At 29.2% G+C, this 12,762-nt stretch carries 11 protein-coding genes; 9 read left to right on the top strand and 2 right to left on the bottom strand.

Features of this window, described 5'->3' with window-relative positions; translation table 11 throughout:
- Positions 1 to 268 (top strand): DUF2247 family protein (locus NGI68_RS10840; RefSeq protein ID WP_251861507.1); only part of this gene is annotated, 268 nt, incomplete at its 5' end.
- Positions 269 to 521: 253 nt separating this feature from the next.
- Here NGI68_RS10840 and NGI68_RS10835 read toward each other — a convergent pair.
- Positions 522 to 1,886 (bottom strand): uracil-xanthine permease family protein, encoded by a 1,365-nt coding sequence (locus NGI68_RS10835; RefSeq protein WP_251861506.1) that lies wholly within the window; start codon positions 1,884 to 1,886, stop codon positions 522 to 524.
- Between the two features lie 817 nt (positions 1,887 to 2,703).
- Here NGI68_RS10835 and NGI68_RS10830 point away from each other — a divergent pair.
- The 3 genes from NGI68_RS10830 (at position 2,704) to NGI68_RS10820 (ending at position 5,631) form a co-directional block, all read left to right on the top strand.
- Positions 2,704 to 3,726: an ABC transporter permease gene (locus NGI68_RS10830; protein ID WP_251861505.1), complete on the top strand. Its 1,023-nt coding sequence runs from the start codon at positions 2,704 to 2,706 to the stop codon at positions 3,724 to 3,726.
- The gene (locus NGI68_RS10825) at positions 3,702 to 4,496 is read left to right on the top strand and encodes an ABC transporter ATP-binding protein (RefSeq protein WP_353505379.1); all 795 of its coding nucleotides are present in this window, start codon (positions 3,702 to 3,704) and stop codon (positions 4,494 to 4,496) included. The genes NGI68_RS10830 and NGI68_RS10825 overlap by 25 nt, the downstream gene beginning before the upstream one ends.
- Positions 4,497 to 4,572: 76 nt before the next feature.
- The gene (locus NGI68_RS10820; RefSeq protein WP_251861504.1) at positions 4,573 to 5,631 is read left to right on the top strand and encodes an ABC transporter substrate-binding protein; all 1,059 of its coding nucleotides are present in this window, start codon (positions 4,573 to 4,575) and stop codon (positions 5,629 to 5,631) included.
- Positions 5,632 to 5,704: 73 nt separating this feature from the next.
- On the opposite strand, the gene NGI68_RS10815 is transcribed toward NGI68_RS10820, so the two are convergent.
- Positions 5,705 to 6,256, bottom strand: coding sequence for a helix-turn-helix domain-containing protein (locus NGI68_RS10815; RefSeq protein WP_251861503.1), 552 nt, complete (start codon positions 6,254 to 6,256; stop codon positions 5,705 to 5,707).
- Positions 6,257 to 6,500: 244 nt separating this feature from the next.
- Here NGI68_RS10815 and NGI68_RS10810 point away from each other — a divergent pair, with 244 nt between their 5' ends.
- The 5 genes from NGI68_RS10810 (at position 6,501) to NGI68_RS10790 (ending at position 12,578) form a co-directional block, all read left to right on the top strand.
- Complete coding sequence (locus tag NGI68_RS10810) at positions 6,501 to 7,088, top strand: hydrolase (RefSeq protein ID WP_251861502.1); 588 nt, start codon at positions 6,501 to 6,503, stop codon at positions 7,086 to 7,088.
- A gap of 376 nt (positions 7,089 to 7,464) precedes the next feature.
- Positions 7,465 to 7,605: a hypothetical protein gene (locus NGI68_RS10805; protein WP_251861501.1), complete on the top strand. Its 141-nt coding sequence runs from the start codon at positions 7,465 to 7,467 to the stop codon at positions 7,603 to 7,605.
- A 522-nt stretch (positions 7,606 to 8,127) separates the two neighbouring features.
- Positions 8,128 to 9,828 carry an FAD-dependent oxidoreductase gene (locus NGI68_RS10800; protein WP_251861500.1) on the top strand — a complete coding sequence of 567 codons (1,701 nt, stop codon included), beginning with the start codon at positions 8,128 to 8,130 and terminating at the stop codon, positions 9,826 to 9,828.
- Between the two features lie 22 nt (positions 9,829 to 9,850).
- Positions 9,851 to 11,140, top strand: coding sequence for a YeeE/YedE family protein (locus tag NGI68_RS10795; RefSeq protein WP_251861499.1), 1,290 nt, complete (start codon positions 9,851 to 9,853; stop codon positions 11,138 to 11,140).
- Between the two features lie 127 nt (positions 11,141 to 11,267).
- Positions 11,268 to 12,578, top strand: coding sequence for an APC family permease (locus tag NGI68_RS10790; RefSeq protein WP_251861498.1), 1,311 nt, complete (start codon positions 11,268 to 11,270; stop codon positions 12,576 to 12,578).
- Positions 12,579 to 12,762 lie beyond the last annotated feature (184 nt).

The raw sequence follows: 12,762 nt of genomic DNA, 5'->3' as shown, positions 1-12,762 counted from the left end.
AAATAAAGAGGTAGAAAAAAGAAAATGGCAAGTAATTTTACTAATGAACTTACTAAATAATTTAAATAATAGTCCAACTTACGGATTAATAGAAATTACCGAGTTTTGGGAGAAGTTCAGTTATCCAGAAAATAGTCCTCACGTTGTTCAAGGATTAAAGAATAGTATAAGCCCTTGTGAATATTATTCCAAAGAGAATTTTGATATTGTAATTGATATGCATAAACATTGGATTAAAAGTCAATTACAGGAATTAAACAAACTTTAATTAAAAAGCATTTATAGAATAATATGCACTAAATAAGGAATTAAAAGATAAAGCCATTGAGGTATATTTTAAGATTAGAGCGGGTATGTACATGGATAACCATTTCCTCCTAAAGGATAACGATTTCTAAGGAGTAAAACTCCTAAAAATTCTGTTAATAAGCTTTAGAGGGGGTAAAAACTCCCTCTAAAGCTTAGAAGTTTGTTTATCTAAATTTAAAAGATACAATTACTCATTTAAAATACCAATATTTTTAAATGTTTTTTGATACATCAGAATTAGCATCTTCATATGTACTAGTGGTGACATCTTTAGGTTTATCTTCTGGAAGTATAAGGTTTAAAATTATAGCAACTAATGTAGTTACAACAACAGAAGATTTCCCAAATATAGATATAAACCATGCTGGAAATAGGGCAAATGAATTAGGAACTTGTACAATCCCCATTCCTAAAGCAACTGAAAGTCCAATAACTGCACAATTTCTCATGGTAAGATCATTAGAAGCAATCATTTTGATTCCTGTCATTGTTATTACAGCAAAAACTGAAATAGTAGCACCACCAAGAACACACTGAGGAATTGTTGTAAGTATAGAAGCAAATTTTGGAACAAGTCCTGTTAAAATAACAATAAAAGATGCAAAAATGAATATCCATTTATTTATAACCTTATTTACAGTTACTATACCAACGTTTTGACTATAGGTTGCAGTTGGCATACATCCGAAGAAAGCACAAAGAACACTTGTAAAACCATAACCTATAATACCGTGAGAAAGTTCTTTATCAGTAGGAAGTCTATCCATACCACCACTTGTTGTAGCAGATAAGTCACCAATAGCTTGAATAGAGTTTACAACATACATAATAACCATAGATACTATTGCTGTAGTGTTAAAGTTAATACCAAAATGCATTAATTGAGGAGCTTGAAAAAAGCTTGCTTGTCTAACTGCATCAAAGGATACCATTCCAAGACATATGGAAAGTACATATCCTACAACCATACCTATTAAAATAGAGGCAAGTTTTAGATTACCTTTAGAAAAATAATTTAGAAATGTTACAACAGCAAGAGTTACCATTGCAACTGCCCAATTTTTAGGAGACCCAAAAGTAGGTGACCCAGCACCACCTGCCATATACTTAATAGCAACTGGGTAAAGGGATAAGCCTATTGAAAGTATAACTGTGCCTGTAATAATTGGTGGAAATAGACCAGATAGTTTTTTAAGAAAAATACCAAATAATATTGCAACTAAACCGCCGACTATTTGAGCACCAAATATGGTGGCTATGTTAAATTCACCGGCTATAGCTGTTAATGTAGGAACATAGGCGAAACTTACCCCCATGATTATAGGTAGTCTAGAGCCAATAACATTGGCTATTGGAAAAATTTGAATTAAAGTAGCTATGCCAGAAAAAAACAATGAAGCTTGAACTAGTAAGATTTTATCAGTAGGATTAAGTTTTGCAACACCTGCAACAATAAGGGCAGGGGTAACACAGCCTACAATCATTGCAACAACATGTTGAAGTCCCAATGGTGCAATATCTTTAAAGTCTGGTTTCCCATCAAAGCTAAATAAGACTGATTTTTCATTAAGATTCATAATAATACCTCCCCAGATTATATTTTTAAGTAATCGTATTCATTATATAAATAAATTATATAATAAATAACATCTATTATAAAGTTTGTAATAGATATTTTTTTAACTTTTTTTAATAATTGCAATATTCTGTTGAAAATAACTAGAAGAATTTTAAAACGGAATGTATTAAGCGTTTATTATAAATTAAATGTTGGATTTGCAAACACAAGAAATACTATATAAGATTTTTGAATTATATTGGATATTATCCAAAAGTTCAAATTATGAATTAAAAGTTATTGTGCAATTCTGTAAATGTAAATTTAAAATAACATTTAAGGATAAAAAGACTATTTTGAATTATTTTATGAACGTGGAGTTATTGAATATTTATTTAAATAACTGTTTAAAGAGTATAAATATTGCTACAATTATGTATGTTATATTATTACAAACGTGGATATAAAATAACATGTATTATAAAAACTTATGACAACAAAATCTATTATTCAATATTTAAATTGTACAAATTTGTAAATATATAATATAATTGGTTTGAAAACGATAAAAATACATAAAATTATAAAAAATGCAATACAATCTAGTTTAATTAGAGATTAACAAACTCATTAAATACTTTTTATAGTATAGTGAAGATCTAAAATATGGACAAATTGTAAGTATAATAATGGCTTTAATTATATTATTACCTTTTATTTATAAATTTTTTAATAAGTTCTTACAGGAAAATAGATATATGCCGATTATTCTTTAAAAGTTAAAGCTAAAATAGAAGAAGTATTTCATTATTTAAAATATGAAAGGGAGTGATGTTGTGGGAAAGGTTGCAACCACTATTATTACAAGAGAGAGGCTTATAGAACTTGAAAGTGCACCAAAAACAAAACTCCAAAGATTGATGGACTATTTCATATGTTTTAGTCCTATTATTATGGGCACATTTAATTTATTAGAGTATTATTTTTTTCCAAATTATAAGAACAATAAGATTACAAATATTTATGGTATATTTATAGGATTTCTTATATTAGCAGTGTTTATATGCTTTATAGCAGGCTTATTTAAAAAAAGAGTATTTAGTAAATTAAGATATTTGGCACCATTTTATAGTTTTGTATTTTTTCTATTAATGCTTTACGATTATTTAACATTAAAGACAGGAACATTAATGATGCCATATTTCCCATGGGTAGATCAACTGTTAAATGCAATAATAAATGAAAGAGTGTATTTATTTGATTGCGCTAAGCATTCTTTAATTTTATTATTTATGGGATATTTTTCAGGAGCAATCGTAGGATTAATTACTGGTATTGCATGTGGTTATAATAAAAAGATAAATTATTGGATTTCTCCATTTATGAAATTATTGGGGGCTATACCATCTACTACATGGCTTCCTATAGTTATGGTTCTTGCAGCCTCTTTATTTAAAGGAAGTATATTTATTATTGCATTAGGGGTATGGTATCCAGTTACAATGGCTACTATTACAGGCATTAATAATATTGATAAATCCTATTACGAGGCAGCTAAAACTTTAGGAGCTAAAAATAGTCAATTAATATTTAGAATAGCAATCCCATCAGCAATACCAAATATGTTTCAAGGTTTGACAACTGGAATGAGTAGTGCATGCACTGCTTTGTTGGTGGCAGAAATGTTAGGTGTTGAATCAGGGCTTGGGTGGTATATTACATGGCAAAAATCTTGGGCGCAGTTTGCTAAGATGTATGCAGCCATTATTATAATATGTTTGATTTTCATTCTAGTTAATGTAGCTTTTTCACTTATTAAGAAGCGTGTATTACGTTGGCAGGAAGGAATGGTGCAATAATGAAAACAGCTATGGGATTGAAGTTAAATAAAGTATCTAAAAGTTTTATAAAATCAGAAGCTGAGGGCATAACAAATGCTTTGGAAAATATAAATTTAGAAATTAATCTGGGAGATTTTGTTAGTATCGTTGGACCTAGTGGTTGTGGGAAATCAACGATTTTAAGGTTGATAGCGGGATTAATTGGTCCAACCACTGGCACAATTACTTTGAATAACGAAAAGATAAAAGGTACAGATCCAAAACGTGGAATGGTGTTTCAAAAACCAACATTATTTCCATGGTTAACTGTAGAGAAAAATGTATCATTTAGTCTTCGTGTGCAAAAGCAACAGAAAGGTAATGAAGATAATGTTGATAGAATGATTAACTTAGTGGGTTTAGATGAATTTCGTAATTCCTATCCACATCAATTATCAGGGGGAATGGCACAACGTGTTGCATTAATAAGAACAATGATTAATGAGCCAGAAGTATTTTTATTAGATGAACCACTGGGAGCGTTAGATGCATTTACACGTATGAATATGCAAGATGAACTTCTTAATATGTGGAAGGAAAAAAAACATATGATGATAATGGTTACCCATGATGTAGATGAAGCTATATATATGGGGACAAGAGTAATTGTCATGGAACCAAGGCCAGGAAGAATTAGAGAAGATATTTCAATTGATTTAGAGTATCCTAGAAATCGAAATAGTAGAAAATTTTTAGAATACCGTACAAAGATTTTGGAAATGTTAAATTTCGGTAAGAGTGAACAGTGATAAAGAGAGCTACTTCAGAATTAAATCTATATTAAGATAAGCTCTCTAAATATATTTTAATTTGAGGGGGAAAATCATGAAAAAGAAATTATTAAGTTTAGTATTAGGTATTAGTTTGATAACATCAATGGGATTAGTTGGTTGTAGTCAAGCTAATAGTTCCAAGACGGATAAGGCTACTTCAACTAGTAATGTTTCAAATAATAAAGGACTTTCAGAGGAGGAAGCTTGGAAGAAGGAACCTGCTTATGGCAAGCCTATTAAAGTTGGATATAATGGAGGACTTTGTTTAGGAGCTTTTGGGATTGCTGATGAAAAAGGATTTTATAAAGAAGAGGGATTAAATGTTCAAATAGTAAAAATGACATCACAAACAGATGCTCTTGGAACAGGTCAAGTAGATGTTGCAGGAGATCATATTGCTACATTATTAGTTCCAGCAGTTAATGGAGTTAAGATGGTATTTACAACAGGATGCCATACAGGTTGTAAATCTCTTTATGTATTATCAAAGTCAGGAATAAAATCAACTTCTGATTTAGTAGGAAAAACAATTGCTGTAGGAGATGGTATTGGTGCATCTGATCACAATATTTCATTAAGATTTTTAAATCATGACAAGGTAGATCCAAACAAAGTAAAATTTAAACCAGTAGAATCCAGTGCTGTTATATTAGCAATGCAAAAGGGAGAAGTTCAAGCGGCAACTTTAAGTGATCAATTTGCAAAGAAGTTTGTAGATAATGGTACATTAAAAATTATTCGTTCTTTAACATTTGATAAAGATTTCAAAGAAGAAACATGTTGTGTTCATGCAGTAAACAGTGACTTCTACGAAAAGAATCCTATTACTGTAAAGAAACTTACTCGTGCTCATAGAAAGGCAAGTAATTGGATAGAAAAGAATAAAAAAGAATTCGTTAAAATTATGATTGATAAAAAATGGGCTTCAGGAAAATATGATTTAGTATTAGATATTGCAAACACATATAAATTTGACATTTCTGATGAAGCTACAGAGAGTACTTTGCGTAAGATTATTGATGATTATAAAACATTTGGTTTAATTGATAAAAATAGATCTACAGATGAAATGATGAAGTCTTTATGGCACAAAGTTTTATCTAATAAATAAAAGGCTAAAAAATATTTTATTGAATAAGAACAAATTTAATATCATGCATGTAAATTTTTATCCTGTGTAATAATTACACAGGATAAAAATTTATTACCATAGCTTTTAAAGTTCCCTGCCCAGTATTAACATAAACATGTTCTCTAGTTGCTGAAAATTTTATTGAATCATCAGGATTTAACTTATAAGTTTTATTGTTCACTTCTAATGTTAGCTCACCTTCTAAAACCATAATATACTCTTGGGATTTTTTTGAATGACCTATAGAAGTATGCGAATGTCCTTTATCAAGTTCCATTTGGAAAAATTCAAAATTTCGATAAGGAGTGCTGGTGTAGTAACAGTATGATCTGTAATGCTCCTCATTATTAAATTGAACGTCTATATTGCTTTTTTTTATAACATCAGTATCATTTTCCTTTTGTTCAAGTAGTGATGTATAAGGAACTTTTAATCCATTAGCTATTTTCCATAAAGTGTTTATAGTTGGATTAGTATCACCTTTTTCGATTTGAGATAACATAACTTTACTGATATTAGATAATTGAGCAAGTTGTCCTAAGCTTAGATTACGTTCATTTCTAAGTAATTTTAGATTTTCTGCAATAATAAGATTTATATTCATTAGGATGTAACCTCCTATGATAGTATTGACAAATATAATTAACAAGAATAAAATATAATAAACGTTAAATATATTTTATGTTCGTAAACTATTGTATCGTAAATACCTAAAATATGCAATAAGTATGAAAATATTAATTAGGTAATTGCCAAAATCAGTATACATTAAAACTAGACAATAGTGTATACAATAGTTAAATTTAGAGGTATTATAATTTTATAATTTTTAAAGGAGGCATTTATTTATGATGACAAGAGAACAAGCTTGGGGGTTACTTACTGAATATAATAAGGAGGCATTTCATATTCAGCATGCTTTAACAGTTGAAGGTACTATGAAGTATTTTGCAGAAAAATTAGGATATAAAGATGAAGCAGATTTTTGGTCTATGGTGGGGTTGCTTCACGATTTAGATTTTGAAATGTATCCAGATGAGCATTGTAGTAAGACTCAAGAAATTATGAGAGAAAATAATATTGATGAAAGATTAATAAGAGCAGCAGCTAGTCATGGATACGGACTTTGTAAGGATGAATTACCTAAGCCAGAACATGAAATGGAAAAGGTATTATTTGCAGTTGATGAACTTACAGGATTAATTGGTGCAGCTGCAAGAATGCGTCCATCTAAAAGTGTTATGGATATGAAAGTTTCAAGTCTTAAAAAGAAGTTTAAGGATAAGAAATTCGCAGCAGGATGTTCCCGGGATGTAATTAAGCAAGGGGCAGATATGCTTGGATGGGAATTAGATAAATTATTTGAGGAAACAATTGAAGCTATGCGTTCTTGTGAAGAACATATTAATAAAGAAATGGAAGCTTATAATAATTAAAAAATAATTAAAGTTAATTTAAAAATACAAATATAACTATCAGTAAGATTCGCTGAAAGTTTAACTTAGAAAAATAGGATTTTTAGAGTTAATTTAAATAGCATAAAAGATTAAAATAAGTCCACCTTTTCTAGTGTTTTTATTGTGTAGAGCAATTTACCACTATGAAATGGTGGCTTTTATATTTTACTTGCATAGGTTGGAATACAAATAGTTATAAGTCAATTTATTGAACTGATTAATTTTTTATCTTTAAATATTTTCATATTTAAAGATTTATTGCTTCAAATTAGATGATTTTAATACAAGGAATTTACCTTATGAGATTTTCTGAACAATGGCCTAGTGGGTTGCTGTAAATACTTTATCTATCATAATGTGGATAATGGTGTATATATCAGGAGATAAGACAGCTCTTATGATTATTGTTATGAAGACTACAAACTTACTTAATTCTTTATATGGTTATTATAACTGGAAAAAGATTGGGCTAAATAAAGAAGAGTCAAGAGTATAATAGGCAAATATTATATAAGAATAAAAAAAACTAGTTAATCTATGATTAAGGATTTTATAACAATAAAAGGTAATATTTTATAATTGATAATTTAAATAATTAATTTATAATAGAAAGTAATTTATAGTTAAATATTTAAAATTAATTTGAAGTGGTTAAATTAAGATTACATAATTAAGTAAAAATATCAACTAATGAAATTATTGGAGTACAGTGACTAATATTGTATTATTTTAGGTGAAAAATTCAACAAAATTTTTAAATAATATTACTAAAAATCCTTTACAATAAGCTTATTTTATATGGATAGTAATTTTGGTAAAATTCAATGTGTTAAATTTATTTCAAGAACCAGACCATATAATAAAATGTTATGCTACATAATAAAATTTTATTATGTAAATGATAAAATCTATGTTATATTAATAATAAGTTATTTAACAATGTGAATTTTAAAGATAAAAATTTAACAAGTTAAGGTATGATGTTTTATTAATTTCTACGAAAGGGTGGGCAAGGATTATGAGTAAAAAAATAGTTATTGTTGGAGGAGTTGCAGGTGGAGCTTCAACAGCAGCCAGACTTAGAAGACTAGACGAGAATAATAAAATAATAATGTTTGAAAGAGGTCCCCATGTTTCATTTTCAAATTGCTGTTTACCATATCATTTAAGTGGAAAAGTTGAAAATCATGAAGATTTGGTTTTGATGAGTCCTGAGCAATTTTATAATCAATACAGGATTGATGCAAGGGTAAATACAGAAGTAGTTTCAATCAACAGACAAGCTAAAGAAGTTAAAGTAAGAAATATTATAAGTAAAGAAGAATATACTGAAAGCTATGATAAATTGGTTCTTTCACCAGGTGCAAAACCTATAGTTCCACCAATTAAGGGAATAGAAGATGTGAATATATTTACAGTAAGAAATGTTGTAGATATAGCAAAACTAAGTTCTTTTATAAGAGATAAACATAGTAAAGATATATGTGTAGTAGGTGGAGGATTTATTGGGGTTGAAGTGTGTGAAAATTTAAAAGAAGCTGGATATAATGTTACATTAGTTGAAGCAATGAACCAAATAATGAAACCATTTGATTATGATATGGTACAAGTTTTACACAAAGAAATTTATGATAAAGGTGTAAATTTAATTGTTGGAGATAAGGTAAGTTCATTTGAAAAAAATACTGTAGTATTAGAATCAGGAAAGAAAATAAATTCAGATGCTGTAGTCATGGCAATAGGTGTTGCTCCAGAAACTGATTTAGCAAAAGAAGCTGGATTAGAAATTGGAGAGACAAGAGCAATAAAAGTTAATCAAAACTACTTAACTAATGATAAGGATATATATGCAGTTGGAGATGCTGTGGAAGTTTATAACCCATTAACTAATTCTATAACAAAATTGCCATTAGCAGGTCCAGCTCAAAAACAGGCAAGAGCAGTGGCAGACCATATTCATGGAAGACAATCAAGAAATAGTGGATATATTGGATCATCTTGTATTCAAGTATTTGACTATAATGGAGCTTCAACAGGATTAACAGAAGGTCAAATAAAAGCTTTAAATATGAATATAAACTATGAAGTTGTAAGAGTTATTCCACAGGATAAAGTAGGATTAATGCCAGATAGTGAGCCTTTACATTTTAAATTGATATTTGAAGTTCCAACAGGAAGAATATTAGGAGCTCAGGCAATAGGTAAAGGGGCAGGGGACAAGAGAGTAGACGTAATAGCTACAGTGATAAAATTAGGTGGAACAGTAGAAGATTTAAAGGATTTAGAACTTTGCTATGCCCCACCATTTGGAACCGCTAAGGATGTTGTAAATCATGCTGCTTTAGTAGCTTCAAATCTTTTAGAAGGAACATTCAAACAAGTGTATGTCCATGAAATAAGGGACTTAGTAGAAAAAGGAGCTCATATAATTGATGTTAGAGAAGTTAATGAATATGAAGCAGGACATATTAAAGGAGCTAAAAATATTCCATTAAGTGAAATAAGGGATAGACTAGATGAAATTCCAACTGATGAACCAGTTTATTTACATTGTAGAAGTGCCCAAAGAAGTTACAATGCATGCTTAGCATTACAGCACTTAGGTTTTGATAATATTTATAATGTATCTGGTGGATTTATGGGAATAAGCTTTTATGAATATTACAATGATAAAATTACAGGCAGAGAGCCTATAGTTACAGAATATAATTTTGATTAAAAATGCTGTGGAGGTAGTTACTTTGAAAAAAAATACAGAATATATTATTGGTTTTATATTACTTTTAGGAATTATAATAATAGGAAGAGTTAATCTTAGTAGTTCAATATTATTTTTTAGACTACTTGTAGGATTAGGTCTAGGATATGCTCTTACAAGATCGTTTTTCGGATTTGCAGGGGGAGTGAATAGAAGTTATAGAGCTGGTTCTACAAAATTAATGAGAATGTTAATGCTTTTATTTGTGGGAACAGCAATAGTAAATGTTTGCTTCTTTATGGGTCAAGATGTGAAAAAATTTGATTTGTGGATTAATCCTATTAATTTAGGACTTATACTAGGTGGAATACTGTTTGGTTTTGGTATGGCATTTTCTAGCTGTTGTGCATCAGGAGTTCTTACAGATTTGGTAACAGGTTTGCCACGTGCTTTTATAACAATTATATTTTTCGGAATAGGTGTATTTGTAGGTTTCCCACTTCAAGGATCAGCTCCTTGGATTAAAAAATCAGTGATGTCAACTAAAACATTTGGTAATGGAGTGTTTTTACCGGATCTATTTAAGTGGGACGGATTAGAAGGATATCTAGGTGCAATAATATTGACAATTATTTTTGCTGGTATAACAATTTGGATTGCTAAAAAATATGAGGATAGAAGAAAAGAACAAAACAGATATTCTCCTGTAGATTCAGAAGTTATTCAAGAAAAAATTTGTGAAGATGAAGAACCATTTAAACTATTTAGTAAGAACACTTACGAAAAATTATTCGTAAAACCATGGACACTTGGAATGGGTGCAGTTGTTATTGGTGGAATCTTTACACTTTTGATGGGTGTAACTAAAGCTGGATGGGGAGCATCTACTCCTTATGGATTCTGGTTTGGTAAACTACTTGTATTATTTGGAGTTTCTCCACAAAGTGTAGCTAATTTTTCAGCTAAACCAGTAAAGATGTATACAGCACCATTTTTCTCAAATGAAATGAATGTACAAAATGTTGGTATAATATTAGGAACACTTATTGCGTTATTTTTGGCAGGAAGCTTTATTAAGACTTTTAAAGAAGGTTTGTCTATAACCTTTAAAGAAGGAATAATATATATTATAGGTGGATTCACCATGGGATTTGGAACTAGATTATCAAACGGCTGTAATGTAGGAGCACTTTATACACCAATAGCTAATTTCTCTTTATCAGGATGGATATTCTTTGTCTTCTTAGTAGCTGGAGGAGTATTAGGAAATGTGGTTTATAAAAAGGTAATGGTGAATAAATGCTGCAATAGTAATAAGTCTTGTAGCATGTAATTATGAAAAATAAATAATTTTAAAGAACTACAATGGGTTAAATTAAAATAAAACCTAATTGTAGCTCTTTATTTTATAAGAAATTTTATTTTAATATGTGGAAAATTAATTAAGAGTGGAGATAATTATGAATGAAAATAAATTAAGCAAGATAGATATGTTTTCAATAGTTTTAGGGGCAATAATAGGCTGGGGCTCTTTTATGTTACCAGGTACAAAGTTTTTAAAGGAATCGGGGGTAATAAATACATTTTTAGGGCTTATGATAGGTGTAATATGCATAATAATTATTGAAAAAAATTATTCTATTATGATGGAAAGTCATGATGAGGAAGGGGGAGAATTTTCTTATACTTATAATAATTTAGGAAAGAAACATGGTTTCATTGTGGGGTGGTTTTTGACCCTTGCATATTTTACACTAATTCCGTTAAATGCAACTGCATTTCCCCTTGTAATCAAAAAAACATTTGGTGGGGTTTTAGAATTTGGTTATTTATATAATATTGCTGGGTATAACATTTATGTAGGAGAAATATTAGTATCAAGCATAACCATACTTATATTTGCCTCACTAAATTTAAAGGGAATAAAGGAAACTAGTAAAATTCAAAATTTAATAATTTTTAGTTTAATATCAGTAATGTTAGTAGTTGGCATAGGAATGATAATTAAAGGAGATAGAACTAAATTTGTTACAACATATGTTCACAGTTACTCTTTTGATTTAAGACAGATAATAAGAGTATTTGCTATAACACCATTTGCTTTTATAGGATTTGATGCTATTCCACAATTAAGTAAAGAATTTAATTTTTCTAAAAGAAAAGCATCCTTAGTTGCCATTACCTCTTTAATAATAGGTGTTCTAATTTATAATATATTAAATGTAATAACAGCTTTAGCTTATTCTCCACAAGAAGCAATAAGTTTAGACTGGGCAACAGGAAGTGCAGTATTAAGTACTTTAGGAAAAGGAGCCTTTATATTATTAATCATAGCTTTAAGTGCGGCAGTGTGGAGTGGTATAAACGGATTTATGATATGTAGTTCAAAGTTGTTGGGGGCTATAGCTAGTTATAAAATGCTTCCACCCAAAATGGCAGATGTAAATAAAAATGGTGTTTATAGAACTGCTATAATATTTATAACAATAATAAGTTTAATAGCACCTTGGTTCGGTAGGCAAGTTATAATTTGGATAGTAGATATGTCATCTTTAGGAGCATCTATTGCATATTTTTATGTATGCTTTACAGGATTAAGACAAGCTACAGATAAATCAAGTAAAACAATCTCAATAATGGGAGCAGGAATAAGTGTAATATTTATTGTGTTGCTACTTTTACCAATATCTCCAGCAGCATTAAGTAGAGAATCTCTAATTGCTTTAATAACATGGTGCATAATTGGGGGAATTGCCTATTTGAAACTATAATATGTTATTAAAAACATAAAAGCTATAATTGGGTTGTAATTTTTTTTTATAATTTGCTATAAAAAATTAATATATAACTGTTAGTAAGATTGGTTCAAAGTTTAATTTAGGAAAATATAGAGACACTTTAACTAGTACAATAGATTTTATTAAGAGAATAGAAACAGGATGTTTAACCATCCTG

Source organism: Clostridium sp. Marseille-Q2269 (genome assembly GCF_943736985.1).
In the GTDB taxonomy this organism is placed as follows: Bacteria; Bacillota; Clostridia; order Clostridiales; family Clostridiaceae; genus Clostridium_F.
This window is presented reverse-complemented; position numbering and strand designations above follow the sequence as displayed.

Coding starts and splice junctions, on each gene's coding strand:
- NGI68_RS10835 (WP_251861506.1), bottom strand. CDS start 1,886: ATGAATCTTAATGAAAAATCAGTCTTATTTAGCTTTGATGGGAAACCA.
- NGI68_RS10820 (WP_251861504.1), top strand. CDS start 4,573: ATGAAAAAGAAATTATTAAGTTTAGTATTAGGTATTAGTTTGATAACA.
- NGI68_RS10815 (WP_251861503.1), bottom strand. CDS start 6,256: ATGAATATAAATCTTATTATTGCAGAAAATCTAAAATTACTTAGAAAT.
- NGI68_RS10810 (WP_251861502.1), top strand. CDS start 6,501: ATGATGACAAGAGAACAAGCTTGGGGGTTACTTACTGAATATAATAAG.
- NGI68_RS10805 (WP_251861501.1), top strand. CDS start 7,465: ATGTGGATAATGGTGTATATATCAGGAGATAAGACAGCTCTTATGATT.
- NGI68_RS10800 (WP_251861500.1), top strand. CDS start 8,128: ATGAGTAAAAAAATAGTTATTGTTGGAGGAGTTGCAGGTGGAGCTTCA.
- NGI68_RS10790 (WP_251861498.1), top strand. CDS start 11,268: ATGAATGAAAATAAATTAAGCAAGATAGATATGTTTTCAATAGTTTTA.